The sequence below is a fragment of the Actinoplanes sp. DH11 genome (assembly GCF_020873875.1).
In the GTDB taxonomy this organism is placed as follows: Bacteria; Actinomycetota; Actinomycetes; order Mycobacteriales; family Micromonosporaceae; genus Actinoplanes.
The window spans coordinates 44,212-61,002 of sequence record NZ_JAHWGU010000038.1 but is presented as its reverse complement, the minus strand read 5'-3'; the positions used below and the strand labels follow the sequence as shown (position 1 = coordinate 61,002).

Annotated in this window: 20 protein-coding genes; 10 read left to right on the top strand and 10 right to left on the bottom strand. The window is 71.9% G+C overall.

Annotated features, from left to right (window positions below):
- Nucleotides 1–595: 595 nt before the first annotated feature.
- The 3 genes from LPA41_RS36550 to LPA41_RS36540 form a co-directional block, all read right to left on the bottom strand.
- Entirely contained in the window at nucleotides 596–790 is a 195-nt protein-coding gene (locus tag LPA41_RS36550) for a helix-turn-helix transcriptional regulator (RefSeq protein ID WP_229075859.1), read from the bottom strand.
- A complete protein-coding gene (locus LPA41_RS36545; protein WP_229075858.1) occupies nucleotides 787–1,179 on the bottom strand; it encodes a hypothetical protein in 393 nt (130 codons plus the stop codon). The genes LPA41_RS36550 and LPA41_RS36545 overlap by 4 nt, the downstream gene beginning before the upstream one ends.
- Before the next feature lie 106 nt (nucleotides 1,180–1,285).
- Entirely contained in the window at nucleotides 1,286–2,113 is an 828-nt protein-coding gene (locus LPA41_RS36540; protein WP_229075857.1) for an aldo/keto reductase, read from the bottom strand.
- 158 nt (nucleotides 2,114–2,271) lie between these two features.
- Between LPA41_RS36540 and LPA41_RS36535 the strand changes: the two genes are divergently transcribed.
- Complete coding sequence (locus LPA41_RS36535; RefSeq protein WP_229075856.1) at nucleotides 2,272–3,633, top strand: NAD(P)/FAD-dependent oxidoreductase; 1,362 nt, start codon at nucleotides 2,272–2,274, stop codon at nucleotides 3,631–3,633.
- Nucleotides 3,634–3,740: 107 nt separating this feature from the next.
- Here LPA41_RS36535 and LPA41_RS36530 read toward each other — a convergent pair whose 3' ends face one another.
- The 4 genes from LPA41_RS36530 to LPA41_RS36515 all read right to left on the bottom strand — a co-directional run bounded on the left by LPA41_RS36530 (nucleotide 3,741) and on the right by LPA41_RS36515 (nucleotide 7,353).
- Entirely contained in the window at nucleotides 3,741–5,417 is a 1,677-nt protein-coding gene (locus LPA41_RS36530) for a hypothetical protein (RefSeq protein WP_229075855.1), read from the bottom strand.
- A gap of 1 nt (nucleotide 5,418) precedes the next feature.
- Nucleotides 5,419–6,006 carry a hypothetical protein gene (locus tag LPA41_RS36525; RefSeq protein WP_229075854.1) on the bottom strand — a complete coding sequence of 196 codons (588 nt, stop codon included), beginning with the start codon at nucleotides 6,004–6,006 and terminating at the stop codon, nucleotides 5,419–5,421.
- Between the two features lie 124 nt (nucleotides 6,007–6,130).
- The gene (locus LPA41_RS36520; protein ID WP_229075853.1) at nucleotides 6,131–6,670 is read right to left on the bottom strand and encodes a hypothetical protein; all 540 of its coding nucleotides are present in this window, start codon (nucleotides 6,668–6,670) and stop codon (nucleotides 6,131–6,133) included.
- Nucleotides 6,671–6,744: 74 nt separating this feature from the next.
- Nucleotides 6,745–7,353 carry a TetR/AcrR family transcriptional regulator gene (locus tag LPA41_RS36515; RefSeq protein ID WP_229075852.1) on the bottom strand — a complete coding sequence of 203 codons (609 nt, stop codon included), beginning with the start codon at nucleotides 7,351–7,353 and terminating at the stop codon, nucleotides 6,745–6,747.
- Between the two features lie 36 nt (nucleotides 7,354–7,389).
- On the opposite strand from LPA41_RS36515, the gene LPA41_RS36510 reads away from it, so the two are divergent.
- From LPA41_RS36510 to LPA41_RS36495, 4 genes are all read left to right on the top strand, one after another.
- Nucleotides 7,390–8,388 carry an alpha/beta fold hydrolase gene (locus LPA41_RS36510; RefSeq protein ID WP_229075851.1) on the top strand — a complete coding sequence of 333 codons (999 nt, stop codon included), beginning with the start codon at nucleotides 7,390–7,392 and terminating at the stop codon, nucleotides 8,386–8,388.
- Nucleotides 8,389–8,631: 243 nt separating this feature from the next.
- Complete coding sequence (locus LPA41_RS36505) at nucleotides 8,632–9,054, top strand: response regulator (protein WP_229075850.1); 423 nt, start codon at nucleotides 8,632–8,634, stop codon at nucleotides 9,052–9,054.
- Nucleotides 9,036–9,659, top strand: coding sequence for a MarR family winged helix-turn-helix transcriptional regulator (locus LPA41_RS36500; protein ID WP_229075849.1), 624 nt, complete (start codon nucleotides 9,036–9,038; stop codon nucleotides 9,657–9,659). The genes LPA41_RS36505 and LPA41_RS36500 overlap by 19 nt, the downstream gene beginning before the upstream one ends.
- The gene (locus LPA41_RS36495; RefSeq protein ID WP_229075848.1) at nucleotides 9,568–11,214 is read left to right on the top strand and encodes a LamG-like jellyroll fold domain-containing protein; all 1,647 of its coding nucleotides are present in this window, start codon (nucleotides 9,568–9,570) and stop codon (nucleotides 11,212–11,214) included. Before LPA41_RS36500 ends, LPA41_RS36495 begins: the two co-directional genes overlap by 92 nt.
- Here LPA41_RS36495 and LPA41_RS36490 read toward each other — a convergent pair.
- Both LPA41_RS36490 and LPA41_RS36485 read right to left on the bottom strand, forming a co-directional pair.
- Nucleotides 11,199–12,218, bottom strand: coding sequence for a helix-turn-helix domain-containing protein (locus LPA41_RS36490; protein WP_229075847.1), 1,020 nt, complete (start codon nucleotides 12,216–12,218; stop codon nucleotides 11,199–11,201). The genes LPA41_RS36495 and LPA41_RS36490 overlap by 16 nt on opposite strands.
- Before the next feature lie 43 nt (nucleotides 12,219–12,261).
- Nucleotides 12,262–13,227 (bottom strand): alpha/beta hydrolase, encoded by a 966-nt coding sequence (locus LPA41_RS36485; protein ID WP_229075846.1) that lies wholly within the window; start codon nucleotides 13,225–13,227, stop codon nucleotides 12,262–12,264.
- A 315-nt stretch (nucleotides 13,228–13,542) separates the two neighbouring features.
- Here LPA41_RS36485 and LPA41_RS36480 point away from each other — a divergent pair, with 315 nt between their 5' ends.
- The 4 genes from LPA41_RS36480 to LPA41_RS36465 all read left to right on the top strand — a co-directional run bounded on the left by LPA41_RS36480 (nucleotide 13,543) and on the right by LPA41_RS36465 (nucleotide 15,651).
- Nucleotides 13,543–13,833 carry a helix-turn-helix transcriptional regulator gene (locus LPA41_RS36480; RefSeq protein ID WP_229075845.1) on the top strand — a complete coding sequence of 97 codons (291 nt, stop codon included), beginning with the start codon at nucleotides 13,543–13,545 and terminating at the stop codon, nucleotides 13,831–13,833.
- Nucleotides 13,833–14,225 (top strand): VOC family protein, encoded by a 393-nt coding sequence (locus tag LPA41_RS36475; protein WP_229075844.1) that lies wholly within the window; start codon nucleotides 13,833–13,835, stop codon nucleotides 14,223–14,225. The genes LPA41_RS36480 and LPA41_RS36475 overlap by 1 nt, the downstream gene beginning before the upstream one ends.
- A 117-nt stretch (nucleotides 14,226–14,342) precedes the next feature.
- Nucleotides 14,343–14,699 carry a PepSY domain-containing protein gene (locus tag LPA41_RS36470; protein ID WP_229075843.1) on the top strand — a complete coding sequence of 119 codons (357 nt, stop codon included), beginning with the start codon at nucleotides 14,343–14,345 and terminating at the stop codon, nucleotides 14,697–14,699.
- Between the two features lie 64 nt (nucleotides 14,700–14,763).
- Entirely contained in the window at nucleotides 14,764–15,651 is an 888-nt protein-coding gene (locus LPA41_RS36465; protein WP_229075842.1) for a winged helix-turn-helix domain-containing protein, read from the top strand.
- A 79-nt stretch (nucleotides 15,652–15,730) separates the two neighbouring features.
- Here the strand turns inward: LPA41_RS36465 and LPA41_RS43425 are convergent, their stop codons facing one another.
- A complete protein-coding gene (locus LPA41_RS43425) occupies nucleotides 15,731–15,838 on the bottom strand; it encodes an SEC-C metal-binding domain-containing protein (protein WP_374238258.1) in 108 nt (35 codons plus the stop codon).
- 205 nt (nucleotides 15,839–16,043) lie between these two features.
- Between LPA41_RS43425 and LPA41_RS36460 the strand changes: the two genes are divergently transcribed.
- Nucleotides 16,044–16,691 (top strand): HAD family hydrolase, encoded by a 648-nt coding sequence (locus LPA41_RS36460; protein ID WP_229075841.1) that lies wholly within the window; start codon nucleotides 16,044–16,046, stop codon nucleotides 16,689–16,691.
- Nucleotides 16,692–16,791 lie beyond the last annotated feature (100 nt).

Here is a 16,791-nt window from a genome sequence, read left to right as displayed (position 1 = left end):
CCGCCACGTGCCAGGTTGCGGGGCGTCCGGAACCAGCTCGGTCCGCGGTGGCAGGAGGGATACGGCCCGTCTTGCGGATTGACGCGGCCCGCGCACACACCGGACGCGTAACGGCTGCCGCCCATGTCCGCCGTGATCCGCTGCTGCGTTGCCTCCGCGACGTGCGGCGATGTGGATCTGCTAGCGCTACGAAATCGCTGTGATCATGGGGTTGAAACCGCGATTTCGCATCGCTAGCAGATCAACATCTCACGATGTGGACGGCCCGAACGGTTCTTCTTGCGTGGCGGGACGATCGGCGCGGCTGGGGTTTACCGGTCAACCGGACCTGCCGCCGACAGCGAGTGAAGCGGCTGGCTTGCGGCTGGACAAAGCGAAGCGACGGGTTCGGCGGAAGGCGACCGGTTTGCGGCAGGGTGACCGGCATGCGGCGAGGTGGTCGCCCTGCGGCGGGCGGGTGACTGCGGGCAGCTGGGTGACTGCGGGCGGCTGGGTGACTGCGGGCGGCTGGGTGACTGCGGGCGGCGGGGCGACTGCGGGCGGCTGGGTGGGGCGACTCCGCCTGCGGTGGAGTGGGGCGCTGCGGGCGCGTACCTCATTGGTCGTCGTGGAAGATCTCTTCGATGCGCAGCTCGAAGAGCCTCGCCAGCCGGAAGGCCAGGGGCAGGCTCGGGTCGAACTTTCCCGTCTCGACGGCGTTGATGGTCTGCCGGGACACGCCGGCGCGCCGTGCCAGGTCGGCCTGTGTCCATCCGTGTTGGGCGCGGAGTTCGGTGAGGCGGTTTCTCATCGGTACTGGAACCTGCCGGCGGCGAAGGCGACCATGAAGACGATGCCCATGAGCACGGGCAGGGCGGCGCCGTTGACGTCGCGGGTGATCAGGCCGGCGGTGTCCGCGACGACGTAGGCGAAGCCGATCACCCAGCCCACGCCCAGCGTGATGGCCAGCGCTTCCTGCACGATTTTCCGTTGCAGCTCGTCGAGCGCGCGCAGGAGGCGGGTGAAGGCGACGATCCACCCGATGCCGGCGATGAGGTTGGCGGCGACGGCGATCCAGCTCGCGGCCGCGGGCTCCCACAGGTGCTGCGGGCCGAACTTGGCCAGGGCGAGCGTTGCCACCCAGCCCAGGGTCCAGAGCGCGAACCAGCCGGCGGCCTTGGTTTCGTCGAGTGCTCGCACGGTGCCCTCCTCCGAGGAGGTGTCAAGTGTGTTTGACACGCTACGCCGCGTGCTGCCGTGCAGTCAAGTGTGCTTGACACGCGGGCGGCCGGCGCTGAGAAGCCGCCTAGGAAGAAAGTCTGGCCTGCTGTTCGTCGGAGAGGCGGATCCGTCCGGCGGCGACGTTCTCCTCCAGGTGCGCCACCCGGGTCGTTCCCGGGATCGGGAGGATGACGGGGGAGTGCCCGAGCAGCCACGCGAGCGCCACCTGCGTGGCCGTAGCATCGAGCTCGGCCGCCACCGCGGCAACCCGCCCGGCGACATCCGGCGAACCGGGCGCCCCCGCCGAGCCGGCCGCCACCGGGCGCCACGGCAGGAACGCGATGCCGGCCCGCGCGCACGCGTCCAGGACAGGTTCGTGTTCGCGGTCGAGCACGTTGTACCGGTTCTGCACGCTGGCGATGTCCACGATCGACCGGGCCTGGTCCAGCTCGGTCACACTGATCTCGGAGAGGCCGATCCGCCCGATCTTGCCGGCGGCCCGTAGTTCGGCGAGCGTGCCCACCTGGTCGGCGAGCAGTGTCTCCGGGTCGATGCGGTGCAGTTGCAGCAGCTCGATGCGGTCCGTGCGCAGCCGGCGCAGGGCGCCGTCCACCTGTTCGCGCAGCACGGCCGGCCGTCCGTCGATCTTCCATTCGCCCTGCGGCCCGGTGCGCGCGACGCCCACCTTGGTCGTCAGCACGAGATCCTGGGGGTACGGGTGGAGCGCCTCGGCGAGAAGTTCCTCGTTGGCGCCACCGCCGTACAGGTACGCCGTGTCGATCAGGTTGACGCCGAGTTCGACCGCCCGCCGGGCCACCGTGATCGCGGTGTCCCGGGGGTCGCCGGAGAGGTGCATGGCGCCGAACCCGATCCGGCGCACCGGAAGGTCGCCGCCGATCAGAAAGTCACTCATCGATGCCGAAGGTAACAGCGTACGAGCCCGGGGGCGGACCCCGATCGATTCCCATGATCTGATGTGACTATGGTCTACCACCTGTAAACGGCGTTGACATCGACGTTGGCGTAGCGTTGTATGCAGACTTGAGGTAATCCGCCAGCACTGGAGGAGTTGTGAACACCGTCATCGAACGGGACGCTGTCGTGGTCGGCGCCGGTCCGGCGGGCCTGATGGCCGCCCGGACCCTCGTCGCCGCCGGGCGCAGTGTGGCCGTCCTCGAAGCGCGCGACCGGGTTGGTGGCCGCACCTGGAGCGAGGTGATCGACGGCGCGTTCCTCGAGATCGGCGGCCAGTGGGTGTCCCCGGACCAGACCGCGTTGCGGGGGCTGCTCGACGAGCTGGGCCTCGAGACGTACCCGCGCTTCCGCGACGGCGACGCCGTCTACCTGGCACCCGACGGCACCCGCATCCGCTATCAGGACGCGACGTTCCCGGCGGGGGAGCGGACCGTCGCCGAGATCGCGCGGCTCACCGTCCTGCTCGACGAGCTGGTCGCCGACATCGACCCGGACGCCCCGTGGAAGCATCCGCGCGCCCGCGAGCTCGACACCATCTCCTTCCACCGCTGGCTGCGCGAGCAGTCCACCGACGAGGAGGCCTGCGACGCGGTCGGCCTGTTCATCGCGGGCGGCATGCTGACCAAGCCGGCGCACAGTTTCTCCGCGCTGCAGGCCCTGCTGATGGCCGCCTCGGCCGGCTCGTTCTCGCACCTCACCGACGAGAACTTCATCCTGGACCGGCGCGTGGTCGGCGGCATGCAGTCGGTGTCGCTGGCGATGGCCGGACCGCTCGGCGCGGACGTGCACCTCGCCAGCCCGGTGCGGACCATCCGGCGCGAGGCAGGCGGCGCGGTCACCGTCATTTCCGACACCGTCACCGTACGGGCGAAGCACGTGATCGTGGCTGTCCCGCCGCCCCTGTTCTCCCGGATCAGCTACGAGCCGCCGCTGCCCCGCCGTCAGCACCAGATGCACCAGCACCTCTCGATGGGCCTGGTCATCAAGGTGCACGCCGTCTACGACACCCCGTTCTGGCGGGCCGACGGCCTCTCCGGCACCGGTTTCGGCTCCCGGTCGCTGGTGCAGGAGGTCTACGACAACACGAACCACGGCGACACCCGGGGCACCCTTGTCGCCTTCGTCGCCGACGAGAAGGCCGACCAGTTGTTCGCGCTGGACGCCGACGAGCGCCGCAAGCACATCCTCGCCTCGATCGCCGACTTCCTGGGCGAGCAGGCGCTGACCCCGGCCGTCTACTACGAGTCGGACTGGGCGAGCGAGGAGTGGACCCGCGGCGCGTACGGGGCCAGCTTCGACCTGGGCGGCCTCACCCGGTACGGCCCCGACCTGCGCGCCCCGGTCGGCCCCATCCACTGGGCCTGCTCCGACCTGGCCGGCGCCGGCTTCCAGCACGTCGACGGCGCCCTGCGGATGGGCCGGGCCGCCGCCGAGGCCGTCCTGGCCGCGGAGGACTGACCGGCCCCGGCCGCTGCGCGGGGACGAAACGGGTCCCCGCGCCGATGACCGCAGCGCGGGGCCAAGCGCGCGTCCGCAAAGCCCGCTGAGAGCTCCGCCGACATCTGTCACCCGGCGTCGTCGGCATCCCCGAGAATCTCACGGGCCATGTCGATCGTCGCCGGGTTCTCCGACGCCAGCGCCCTGGTCAGGAAGTAGGTGGAGCGATCGGCATCGTCCGTCTCGGCATACATCAACGTGCCCAGCCAAGCGGCGGCCTCGGGCGAGACGCGCCTGTCGTTCGAGTACACCGCATGTTCGCACCAGGTCATCGCCTCGTCTGTCCGGCCCGCGAGGTACAGATTCATTGCCAGGGCGAGGGCCGACGCGGCGGTCACGTCGTAGTGCCCGGTGGCGACCGCCTGCCGGTAGGCCTGTTCGGAGCCTCGCTGGTCACCCTGCTGGTCACGCATGCGGCCCAGGTTCGCCCATCCGTGGGCGGCGGGCGTGAAGCAGCCGGAGACGGCCGCCTCGAACAGGGCGGCCGTGGCGGCGACGATGTTGCCGTCAGCCCACATCAGCAGCCCGAGCTCGTTGGCGGCGAACGCGGCAGCCTCCTTGTCGTCGGACCGCCAGACAGCGCGGAACACCTCCGTCGCCGCGCCCGGCTCGCCCCGGTGAAGCAGGTCGAGCCCACGCCGGAATTCCCGACCTGCCGGGCTGACCCGCCAGTCCGGCAGCTGCTGGAAACCGGCTCCGTGCTCACCCGCAGGAATGGCCGCCGGCTCGGCACGCCACCGGGCCCGCCAGTACCCCGCCTCGTAGGGGTCGTTCTGATCGAGCGCGGCGGCCAGGCGATCACTCGCCTCGATGGCGCCGATCATGGCCGCCTGCCGCCACCAGTGAAGTGCTTCCGCGGTCTCGCCACGGCTGCTCAGCAGAGTGCCGTAGCGGCAGGCGGCCCCGGCGACCGCGCCCGGGACCGATTCGTGCGCGGACAGGTACTTGCAGGCCTCGTCGAAGGCGGCCTGCTCGGCCGAGGGCGCAGGCCGGTGGCCGGGATGCCACGGCATCGCGGCGAGCTCGACGTCGTCCCAGCCCGACCCGGGAACCGCTGATCGCAGCGCGGTGAACTGGTCGTACATCGACCAGGATCGCCAGACCGATTCTTCGACGACCACCGCGGCCAGGGTGGGGGCGAGTTGCTCGGGATCGACGAGCCACTGCCCGTCGGTGGTGGCACGCGCCGTGATCCCGGTGCTGTTGTTCGGCGCGGCCAGCAGCGAACTGACCGGCCACAGATCCCGGAACCGGATGCACTGCTCCTGCTCGTCGAAGCCGGTCAGCAGCACGGTGTGACCGCTGGCGGGACCGGTCACCACCATCGCGGAGCATTCCGGCCGGGGGTAGGTCAGCCATCGGCACAGGGAGTCCACCAGTTCCCGTGGCTCCAGGAGCGTCTTGCGCGACACCCTAGCCACCGGAACTCCGCCGAACGCATCACTGATCAGGCATCGCATCTCCGTCCGCAACTCGAGCTGCTGACCCAGCCAGCACTGCTCGACCGTGGCACCGCGGCCGAGCGCGCGCCAGTCAGCCGCCGGATAGCCCCGCCGGAACTCGGGGATCAGCGCCAATTCCTCGAACGTGTCGAGCTCGGGCTGGTCCCTGGGTACGTCGGGGCGTTGCGTCCAGACCTGCATGATCCAGGCGGACAGCAGCCGCGAGAACGTCAGCGCGTCCATGGCGTCGAGGTTGTCCGGTCCGTCGCCGGCCGGGGGCGCGGGCGATCCGCTGAAACGCATCTCACCTCCACAGCAGAACAAGGAAGAGGACGAGCGAATGGGCCATCGCCATCCCGAAGAGGACGAGGCCTCCGGTGATCGCCCGGTTCATCGTCCGGAGCCGGTGTTCCCGGACTGCCTCGACGGTCGCGACGTCGATCGGTCGCAGGGCGGGCCGGAGCGCCACGACGAAGACCACTGTCGCGGCGAGAAAGAGGACGGGCGGGCCGAGGGTGGCAGCCCGCCACCCGCCGTGCGCGCTCTCCAGCCCGAGCAGTTTGAGGACCGCGAAGTAAAGGGGAAGGGCGGCCGTGCCCGCGCCGATCATCGTCCGGCAGAAGTCACGGCCGGTCCCCGCCGACGACTTGATCCATTCACCGACCTCGGCCTCACGCCAGTCCGGCCGGGCGGCGGACCCGGCCGGCTCGCTGCGCACGCTGAGCACCCGGGCGCCGGGGCGGGTGGACAGCACGACCCGGTCGGTGAACAGCTTCCCCGTCTCCGGGCATCGGAACTCCACGTCCCAGTCCTGCCCGGCCGGACCGGCGTCGGCGCTGTCGTCGGCCGGCCCGGCGAACGTCAGGACCTGCTGGCCGGACATCTCCACCACGAGGTGGAATTCATGTCGTCCGGAACAGCGGCCGCAGCGGTCCACGACGTGCGAGATGGGCGCCATGCCGCAGTCTCGCGCTCAGCGTGGTGGTAAAACCACTGATTGTCACCAAGGTGACCGGTCACCAGTACATCGCGCCGCCGGCCGCGTAGCCGCCCTCGCGGACGGTGAAGAACGGCGGCGGCGCCGTGCACTTGCGCAACGCCGGGGAGTCGTTCTCGTACGGGCTCGTCCCGCCGCTGAAACCGACCAGGTCCCGCCGCCCGTCGTCGGCGACGCTGAACCCGATCCGGGTGTGCATCAGGGCCTGCCCGTTCGCCGACGCGTCGACCACCGTGCCGGTGACGACCGCCTGGTCGCCGGCGGCCATCAGGCAGTCCACCTTGATCGAGTACCAGACGGTGACGTCCGGCTCGGCGAAGTGGTGCCGCAGGTGCGCGGTGCCCCACGACGCCGTCGGGTTCGGGCCGGGCCGGTCATGGCGGGCGTACGCGTCCACCGTGAACCGGACGGTGTCGGTCGGCGACGGCGGGTAGGTGATCGTCGCCGAGCCGCGCAGCCGGGAGATCTTCTGGTCGGGCCCGGCCACGGCTGCCGCCGGGACGCACAGAACGGCAGCCGTACCGGCGGCGAGGGCCACTGCTTTTCGGGACAGGTTCATCGCTTCCTCCGTACTCGTCGGATCGTTGTCCGTCGATCCTCGGAGGTGTGCGCTGTGGTCGGCCTGAGCCCCGCTCAGGCCGCGCTCAGGCCGGGGTCCTCGAGGCTGTCGAGATGGTGCCGGAGTTCCTGGGCGGCCCATCCGGCGGTCAGGGCCGGGTCGTGGGCCAGGTGGAACCCGAGTCCGTCGAGGAGGACGTGGAGCCGGCGCGCGTGTTCGGGCAGGGCCGGGCGCAGGCCGGCGTAGGCGGGCAGGTCGGCGAGCATGCCCAGCAGGGAGTGGCACGCCTGGCCGACGAGGGCGTGCGAGGTGTCGAACGCGGCCCGGACCGTGGGGTTGGTGAACGCCAGGGTGCCCAGGGTCAGGAAGACCTCCATCTCGGTCCGGCGCTCCGTGTCGAGCGGGAGCAGCTGTTCCAGGCATCGCCGGACGTGGTCGCGGACGTCGGGGCCGGCCGGTAGCGCGTCCAGTCGTGCCTGAATCCGGCGCCCGGTGAGTTCGAGGCAGAAGGCGCGCAGGGCGTCCTGAGTGGGGAACGCCCGGCGCAGGGAGGCGGTGGCGAGCCCGGCCTCGTCGGCGACGTTGCGCACCGACAGCGCGAGGATGCCGTCGCGGGCGAGGACCCGCCAGGCGGCGTCGGCGATGGCCTGTTCTCGGGCGCCGTGGTCGATGAGGCGGGGCATCCATCGAATGTACACGACCGTGTTAGCATAACTTTTGTGAACACGACTGTGTTAAAAAGATGTGCCGTCGCCGTACTCGTCGCGTTGCTCGTCCTGCCCTTGGCCGGGGCGGTCGCTGAGTGGCGGCTGGCCGCTGCCGGACGATCGGCGCACCCGATGCCCGGCACCCTCGTCGACGTCGGCGGGCACCGGTTGCACCTGGTGCGGGAAGGCTCCGGCGGCCCCACCGTCGTCCTCGAGTCGGGCAGTGGCGAGGCCGCGTCGTCGTGGACGGCCGTGGCCGGCGAGCTCGCCCGGGACACCACCGTGGTGCGCTACGACCGCGCCGGCTACGCCTGGAGTGAACCCGCCGACGGCCCGCGCACCGGCGAGGAGATCACCGCCGAGCTGCATGCCGCGCTGGACCGGGTCGGCGCGCCGAAGCCGTACGTCCTGGTGGGACACAGCATGGGCGGCCTCTACGCCCGCCAGTTCGCGCAGCGGTACCCCGGTGACGTGGCAGGTCTCGTCCTCGTCGACGCCCGGCCCGAGGATGACGCCCGCCGCACGGCGCCCCTGCTCGAGGGCGTCACCACGGCGACCTCCCTGCCGCCGTGGATCCCTGCCACCCTCAAGACTCTCGGCCTGCTGCGGGCCGCCGACGACACGCTCCTGCAGGGTCTGGTGCCGCCGGACCAGCGCCGGGAGTTCCTCGATGTCACCGCCTCGCCCAGCTACTTCGGCACCAAGCAGCGGGAGGCGGACCTCATCGGCCGGACCGAGGACGCGGTACGCGGCCGGCACCTCGGTGACCTGCCCCTGCGCGTCGTCGCCCGTGGTTTGCCGCAGGACTACGCGGCCGCGGGCATCGACACCACGACCGGCGCGGAGCTCGAGAAGATCTGGCAGGACGGGCAGCGGCGGATGCTCCGGCTCTCCACCAGGTCCCGGCTGGTCGTCGCCGGTCGCAGCGGTCACCTCGTCCCGCACGAGCAACCCGGGGTCGTCGTCGCGGCGGTGCGTGAGGTTCTCACCGAGGGCACCACGCGGCCCTGAGTCCGCCGGCCCGGGCCGCTGCCGCCCGGTACGGGGCCGAGCGCGCCGACCGCAACCGGCTCCCCGTCTCCAGCATGCGGTAGCCGGCCGTATGACAGTCTCGTGTCAGTTGTCCGCGTCGTCTCCCCGCTGCGTCAATATGGCCTGCTCAGCGCCGCCGGCCACGTGTGGGATCACTGGCGGGGTCGGCCTACCATGAGGAATACATGCAGTAGTGCATGTATCTGGTGGCGGGGGAGTCGGTTGAGCGACGGCAACGTACACGTCGAGATCCTGGTCGTGCAGGACGATCCGGCCGAGGCGCTGCTCATGCACGCCGAGTTCGACGACCATCGGCTGGTCAACCGGGTGCACGTCGCCCACGACGTACGCCGGGCCCTCGCCCACCTCGCCGCCGGCCCGCCCATCCCCGACGTGGTGCTGCTCGACGTGAACCTGCCCGGCCGCGACGGCCGGGAAGTGCTGCGCCACCTGCGGTCCCGCGCGGACACCCGGAACGTCCCGGTGGTGCTGCTCACCGACTCGCCGGTGGCCGAGCGGATCCTGCGCACCGAGATGCTGCCGGTTCAGGGGTACGCCGCCAAGCCCGTCGATTTTCCCTGCCTCGTGTCGGTGGTGCGGTCCCTCGAGGTCCTAGGCTTCGAGGTGTGGCGACCGACAGGGTGAACGCGGCCGGCGACGGTGCGGTCGTCGACGCCCTGCTGGCCCTGAGCCGGGTCTTCGTGGGCATGGCCGCGCGGTCACTGGCCGCCGTCGACGAGGATGTCACGCTGCCCCAGTTCCGTACCCTGGTGCTGCTCGTCTCCCGGGGCGCGCTGCGCGCCGTCGACCTCGCGCAGGAACTCGACGTCACGCCCTCCACCGCATCCCGGATGGGCGACCGCCTGATCCGCAAAGGCCTGGTCGCCCGGTACGACGACCCCGCCGACCGCCGCGCCAGCCGGTTCGCCCTCACCGCGGCTGGCCGCGACCTGCTCGGCGAAGCCATGCGCCGCCGGGAGGCCGCCATCGCCGCCGTGGTCGCCGCGATGCCGACCACCGGGCCGGTCGATCTCGCGGCCGCCGTCAACGCGTTCGTCGCCGCGGCCGGCGACATGCCGCAGGAGCAGTGGTGGGCGCGCTGGTCCGGCGGCCGGCGGCCCGGTCACGGTCGTGGCGCGGGACAAGCAGGGCAGGAAGGTGGGGTCGGTCAGCGGGCAGGCCGGCACCGACCTACGGGTCAAGATCGCCAAGCCGCGGTTGTGGAGCCCCGACGACCCGTACCTCTATGACCTCGATGTCGCCCTGGGCACCGACCGGGTCCGCGCCTATGTCGGTCTGCGGGAGGTTGCGGTCCGGCAGGTGGGCGGCTTCCCGAAACTGACCCTCAACGGCAAGCCGATCTTCTCGCTCGCCACCCTGGACCAGGGTTTCTGGCCGGACGGCCTCTACACCCAGCCCAGTGACGCGGCGCTGCGCTTCGACCTGGCCGAGACGAAGAAGCTCGGTTTCAACGCGGTCCGCAAGCACATCAAGGTCGAGTCGGCGCGCTTCTACCGGCACGCCGACGAGCTCGGCCTGCTCGTCTGGCAGGACTTCGTTTCCGCCGACATCACCGGCACCGCCGGCCAGCAGGCGTTCCTCGAGCAGGGCCGGGAGATGATGCGGCAGCTGCACAACTTCCCGTCGATCATCGGCTGGATCGTCTTCAACGAGGGCTGGGGCGAGTGGAACCGGGAGGAGACCGGCCGGATCGCCGAACAGATGAAGGCCGCCGACCCGTCCCGCATCCTCAACGCGCACAGCGGCGTGAACTGCTGCGCCTCCAAGGGTGACTCCGGCAAGGGCGAGGTCATCGACCACCACGACTACAACAACACCGACCCGGCCTACCCGGACGCCACCCGCATCGCGATGGACGGCGAGCACGGCGGCTTCACGCTGCGCACACCCGGGCACATGTGGCCCGGTCCGCCGGCGGTCATCTACAGCGGGGTGGCGGACAAGGCCGCGCTCACCGCGCGCTACGTCGACAACACCGAGCGGTTCTACCTGGAAGCCGCCGGCGCGGAACTCTCCGGCTCGGTCTACACCCAGATCACCGACCTGGAGAACGAGCTGAACGGGCTCTGGACCTACGACCGGCGCGAGATCAAGGTCGACCCCGCGGCGGTACGGGCGATCAACCTGAAAATCATCGCGGCCGGCGCCTCGGCCGGGGCGGACCGGACCTACCCCGGGCGCGGCGACTGGAACCTGGACGAGGGCAGCGGCACCACCGCCCGCGACAGCGCCGGGGACAGCGACCTGACGCTGACCGGCGACACCGGGTGGGCGCCCGGTGTCACCGGTACCGCCCTGACGTTCGACGGTGACGGCGACTCCGCGGACACGGCGGCACCGGTACTGGACACCACGAAGGACTACACGATCGCGGCGTGGGTGACCCTGGACCGGCTGCCCGGCAACTACGCCACCGCGGTCAGCCAGGACGGCCGGCGGGTGGAGAATCCGTTCTACCTGCAGTACGGCCAGGGCGCCTTCGCCTTCAGCACCCCCGGCGGCAACCGGGCCCGGCTGGTGACGACGCCCGAACTGAACCGCTGGTACCACCTGGCCGGCGTGCGGGACCACGCCACCGGCGAGATCCGGCTCTACGTCGACGGGCAGCGGGTGGCCGCGGTACCGGCCGGTCCGGACGTGGTCAGCACGGGACCGCTGTCGGTGGGCCGGGCGCGGTTCGCCGGCAACCCCACCGACTTCTGGTCGGGTGCGGTGGACAGCGTACGGGCGTACGACCGCAGCCTCACCGACGCGGAGGTGACCGCCCTCTACGAAGCCCGCTGATCCGGCCGGGGGTTGCGGTGCAGCCGGCGCAGCGTCAGCGCCAGCTGCACCCGCAACCGCCCGTGCGGCTCGTGCAGACTCCAGCCCAGCAGGTGCTCGGCGTGCGCGACCCGGTCCTGCAACGACGAATGGTGCAGCCGCAGTGCCGTGGCCGCCGCCCGCAGGCTGTTCGTGCCGGCCACCGCGTGCACGGTGCGCAGCAGCCACGGCGCGGCGGCCGCGGCCTGCTCCAACCGGCGTACGTCCGGGACCGCGCCGGGCTCGGGAACCTCCGCGAGGACGGCGAGCGCGCCCAGCTCGTCGTGGCGTACCACCCGCTCACCCGGGTCGTCGTCGGTCCCGGCGGCGGTGAACCGCAACGCCGTCCGGGCGGCCGCGTACGACACCGGCAACTCCAGCACCGGCACGTCCGGTCCGATCCCGGCGCGGCCCGCCGGCGGTGTCCCGGCCCCGCTCGGGGTGCGGCCCGCGGGCGGCGCCGGGCCGGTGGGGTGGACGCGGATCTCGCCGGAGGCCAGGACCGTGGCGTACGCCGTGACCAGCCCCAGCTGCCGACCGGCCCGTGACCGTGCGTCCACCGGGGCGTCCGCGTCGACGAGCAGTTCCATCAGCGCGTCGTCGGCGGCCGCCGGTCCACGGCCCCGGGTGCGGTCCAGCACGGCCCGGGCGGCACTCGCGGCACGTTCGAGCACCATGGCGTCGACGGGGCCGGGTCCGCCCGTACGCTCCAACCGCAGTTCCGCCGTCCCGGCACCGGCCTGCGGCCAGGACGGGTCGGCCGCACCCGGCGCCGGCGCGGGCACACCGTCCGGCAGCATCCGGATGTGCACCCGCCGGCCGTCGTCGTCCAGCCGTGCCGGGCAGCCCGCCAGCACCGCGGCGCCGCGCACGATGCTCGGCAACCCGGCGCCCGCCTCCACCAGGCCGTCGAAGTACGCGATGACCTGCACGGCGGCGCTGGCGTTCGCGTCCAGCGCGGCGAGCCGGACGACCAGATCCTTCACGACCCCGAGGCTAGCCTGCTCGTGGCGCAGGGGCGGGTCGTCGTCACGCGGCGAACAGCCGGCTCAGCCAGCGCACCCGCGCCGCCCGGGCCTCCTGGGAGATCGCGGCGCTCGGCACCATGCCGTCGAAGCCGTGGAACCCGCCCGGCCAGACGTGCAACTCGGCGACCCCGCCGGCCTGCCAGATCCGGCTCGCGTAGGCGACGTCCTCGTCGCGGAACGTCTCCGCGCTCGCCACGTCGATGAACGCCGGCGGCAGGTTCGACAGGTCCGTGGCGCGGGCGGGCGCGGCGTACGGCGACACGTCCGGCCCACCCACCGCCGCACCCAGCAGAGCACCCCAGCCGGTCGCGTTCGACGTGCGGTCCCAGACACCGCGCCCCGCCATCTGCACCGCCGACGGCGTGTCGTTCCGGTCGTCGATCATCGGGTAGATCAGCATCTGCCCGAGCAGCGCCGGCCCGTTGCGGTCCCGGGCCATCAGCGCCAGCGCGGCCGCCAGCCCGCCACCGGCGCTGGCACCCGCCACGATCAGCCGTCCCGGGTCGAAGCCCAGCTCATCGGCGTGCTCGGCGGTCCACACCAGCCCCGCCCAGCAGTCGTTCACCGGCCCCGGGTGCGGCGTCTCCGGTGCCAGCCGGTACTCCACCGAGACCACGACCAGCCCGAACCGCTCCGCCCAGTCGAGCATCTCGGCCACCCCGGCCCGGCTGTCGCCGAGGATCATCCCGCCGCCGTGCGTGTGGTAGACACAGCCCAGCGTCCCGGTGGCATGCACCGGCCGGCAGATCAGCAGCGACACGTCCGGGTCACCGTCCAGCCCCGGCACGCTGCGCTCCTCGACCGTGAACCGCCCGTCCCGCCGCAGGTCGTCGTCGCTGACCGGTGCCATCGAGCCACCCAGCCGCAGCTCGGCGACCATCTCCGGGGTCAGCGCCGGCGGCAACTGCTCGCCGATGACGGCGAGGGCGGCGGCAAGCTCGGGATCGAAGGGCGGTGGGGTACTCATATGGCCTCCAGATGAACGGAGGATCACCATCGTGTGATCGCCGTCACCAGCATGACCCGTGCGCCCCACCCCACCGAGCGCCATGCGGCGGGTTCTCCCCGCCATCCGGCGGGTCCATCTCCAGTCGCGCGGGACTGACGCCGCCTAATGGCGGACGTGCCCCGACCGGCGAAGGGGCGGTGAACATCGCGGCCGTCCACCCCGACATGGCTGGCGCTCGGCGCTACTGGCGTCAGCAGGTGTTTCTTAGAGATCGGCGCGCTCAGCGAAGGGCGTCCCTTGATATGCAAGTCCAGACTTGCCTATTGTGGTGGCATGGACGACGGCGCAAAGGTCTTCAAGGCGCTGGCCGACCCGACGCGGCGCAAGATCCTTGACGAGCTGGCGGATCGGGACGGTCAGACCCTGTTCGAGATCTGCACGCGGCTGACCATGAAACACCAGCTCGGGCTTTCCCGGCAGGCGATCTCGCAGCACCTGGAGGTGCTGATCGGGGCCGGGCTGGTGATCGGCCGCCGCGAGGGGCGGTACAAGTTTCATCACCTCGACTCCGGCCCGCTCGAGCGCCTGACCGACCGATGGCGCCGCACGACCAAGGAGACCTGATGCGTGTCTATGTGACAAGTGTGCTCGTCGACGACCAGGAGACGGCGCACCGGTTCTACACCGAGAAGCTGGGCTTCGTGACGAAGAACGACATCCCGATGGGTGACACCGACCGCTGGCTCACCGTCGTCTCGCCGGAGGACCCCGACGGCTGCGAGGTCCTGCTCGAGCCGTCCGGCCACCCGGCCGCCAAGCCGTGGAAGGAGGCGCTGGTCAACGACGGCATCCCGATCACCTCGTTCCAGGTGGACGACGTGCGGGGCGAGTTCGAGCGGCTGCGCGGCCTCGGTGTGCGCTTCACCCAGGAGCCGCTGTCAATGGGCCCGGTGACGACGGCCGTCCTCGACGACACCTGCGGCAACCTCATCCAGATCATGCAGATGAACGCCTGACCCGCCCCCGGCGGCCTGCGGAGCCGGGGCGGACGGGCGGAGGGACGCACGTGAATCCGGGCGTCTTCGGGGTACGCGCCCGGACGTCACACCGTCCGCTCAGGCAAGGAGCCCCCCATGCGTCACCCCGCGATGCCGATCGCCGCCGTTGCCCTCGTCCTCGCGCTCGCCGGGTGCAACGACCCGGAACCGGGCAACGACGACGTCCACGGTGGGACGAACCCCGCGCCGAGCGCCGCGTCCGGTGCGGTACCGACCGAGAGCCTGCCCAGCGGCGTCACCGAGGATCAGGCCCGCGACATCGTCCTGCAACGTCTCGGCGGTGGCGAAGTGACCGGCGTGGAAACCGTCACCGAGCAGAGCCGCACCCTCTACCGGGTGAGAGCGACGCTGGCGGGCAAGGAGTACGCCGTGGACATCGACACCGCGACCGGGGAGATCGTCACCGGGGTGGACGGGCCGATCGGCAGTTGACGCGTACGCGGTTATGCTGTCCCGGCTGCCGCAGGCGTAGCAGCAGTTCACCGGGGGGATCGCGATGACCGACGGCTCGTCCGCGGGCGCGCTGCGGGTGGAGATCCTCGGCCCGGTCCGCGCGTTCCGGGGCGCCGAGCCGGTCGACCTGGGCCCGGTCAAGCAACAGGCCGTCCTCGCCCTGCTGCTGCTCAACGCCGGCACACCCCTGCCGATCACGCACATCGTCGCCGCGCTCTGGGGCTCCGACCCACCGGAGAACGGCGTCGACGCGGTGCAGCGCTACATCGGCGGGCTGCGCCGCGCCCTCGACCCCCAGCGCACCGCACTGATCACCCTCACCCCTGAGGGGTACGTGCTGCGCGCCGGAGCATGCACCGTGGACGCCGACCACTTCCGGGCCACCGTGGCCCGCGCCCGCGCCGAGCACCGGACCGGTGACATCGGCGCGGCCACCGACGAGGTGCGGCGCGCGCTCGCCGGCCGCCGGCACGAACCCCTGGCCGGGCTGACCGGGACCGTCTTCGCGTCCGCCCGCGCCCGTCTCCAGGCCGAACTGTCCGGCGCCGCGGACCTGCTGACGACCAGCACAGCCCCGCCGCCCGCCGATCCGCCGCAGGCGCCCGCCGATTGGCCGCACGCGCCAGCCGACGCACCTCCGCCGACGCGGGTGATGCCGCCGGTGAGCACTGGGCCGATGCCGGCGGCCCACACTGGGCCGATGCCGGCGGCCCACACCGGGCCGATGCCGGCGGCCCACACCGGGCCGATGCCGGCGGCCCACACCGGGCCGATGCCGGCGGCCCACACCGGGCCGATCCCGGCCGCCCACACCAGGCCGATGCCGCCGGTTCGGAGTGAGCCGGCCGCGGCCGATCCGGACTACCCGGAGGCGGTCGATCCGTGGGCCGGGCACGAACTCTTCCCACCCGACCAGCTCCCGATGAACTGACCCGTCCGTGCTGGGCCTGCGCGCACGGCCCCGAACGTGCCGCGGCGCCGCTCGGGGCGACGCCGTCGACGATGGTCAGTCACGCACGTAGTAGTGCCCGTTCGTGTCGTCGAAGCGGCCGCCGGCCCGGCAGCACCGTCGGAAACCGCCGCCCGGAACCGCATGGGCACGGATTGTTCCCGCCCAGTTTCTCGATGAGTTCGGTGTCGGCTCCGACCGTACGATCGCCTCGTTTGACCTGGGACTCGCTAGAGGGAACCCCCGGCGGCGCTTGCTGGTCGGCTCAAAAGGACGCCTCGGCGTCGTGGTCGCGGTGCATCACGGCCTCCTCGGAAACGTAGTGGCGGAGCAGGAAACTACCCGTCGGGGCGGTGCCGCGCGATCGTATTCCCATGGGATTGCTGCTGGTGGATCTGGACAACACACTTATCGACCGCGATGCGGCGTTCCGGCACGCCGTCGCGCTCTTCCTCGCGGAGCACGGGCTGCCGGCCGGCGACGTGGCCTGGGTGATGGAGGCCGACGGCGGCGGCTACACCGCGGAGGACGTGGTCGCCGCCGCCCTGGCCGACAGGTACGGGAACGCCGTCCCGCCCGCCGCCGTCGGCGCGCTGGTCGACGGCGGCGGGGCCGAGCACGCCCGGCTGACCGACGCCACCGAGACCGCCCTGATCGCGGCCCGCCGAGCCGGGTGGCGGTGCGTCGTCGTGAGCAACGGGGGGACCGCGCAGCAGGAGGCGAAGATCCGCGGTACCGGGCTGGACCGGCTGGTCGATGGCTGGGTGATCTCCGAGGCCGTGGGTCACAAGAAGCCCGCCGCGGAGATCTTCGAGCACGCGGCGGCCCTCGCCGGGCTGCCGTTGGCCGGCGCCTGGATCGTCGGCGACTCGCCGCACAAGGACATCCTCGCCGCTGTCGCCCTGGGTCTGCGCAGCGTCTGGGTGTCCGGCGGCCGGGCGTGGGGCGAGCACGAATTCCGGCCGACCCACGTCACGGCCGACGTGGCCGGCGCGATCGACCATGTCGTCCGGAACGGGTAGCGCGCGAACATAGGAGCCGGCCGAACTCGAGACCGCCGGTACTCAAACACCGGTCCGAGTCGGGTGGCCGGTACTCAGGCACCGGTCCGGGCCGGGTGGC

Bases quoted from the DNA above. Each gene is read 5' to 3' on its own strand.
- LPA41_RS36550 (WP_229075859.1), bottom strand. From the start codon at position 790: ATGAGAAACCGCCTCACCGAACTCCGCGCCCAACACGGATGGACACAG.
- LPA41_RS36540 (WP_229075857.1), bottom strand. From the start codon at position 2,113: ATGAGTGACTTTCTGATCGGCGGCGACCTTCCGGTGCGCCGGATCGGG.
- LPA41_RS36530 (WP_229075855.1), bottom strand. From the start codon at position 5,417: ATGCGTTTCAGCGGATCGCCCGCGCCCCCGGCCGGCGACGGACCGGAC.
- LPA41_RS36520 (WP_229075853.1), bottom strand. From the start codon at position 6,670: ATGAACCTGTCCCGAAAAGCAGTGGCCCTCGCCGCCGGTACGGCTGCC.
- LPA41_RS36515 (WP_229075852.1), bottom strand. From the start codon at position 7,353: ATGCCCCGCCTCATCGACCACGGCGCCCGAGAACAGGCCATCGCCGAC.
- LPA41_RS36485 (WP_229075846.1), bottom strand. From the start codon at position 13,227: ATGAGTACCCCACCGCCCTTCGATCCCGAGCTTGCCGCCGCCCTCGCC.
- LPA41_RS36480 (WP_229075845.1), top strand. From the start codon at position 13,543: ATGGACGACGGCGCAAAGGTCTTCAAGGCGCTGGCCGACCCGACGCGG.
- LPA41_RS36475 (WP_229075844.1), top strand. From the start codon at position 13,833: ATGCGTGTCTATGTGACAAGTGTGCTCGTCGACGACCAGGAGACGGCG.
- LPA41_RS36470 (WP_229075843.1), top strand. From the start codon at position 14,343: ATGCGTCACCCCGCGATGCCGATCGCCGCCGTTGCCCTCGTCCTCGCG.
- LPA41_RS36465 (WP_229075842.1), top strand. From the start codon at position 14,764: ATGACCGACGGCTCGTCCGCGGGCGCGCTGCGGGTGGAGATCCTCGGC.
- LPA41_RS36460 (WP_229075841.1), top strand. From the start codon at position 16,044: ATGGGATTGCTGCTGGTGGATCTGGACAACACACTTATCGACCGCGAT.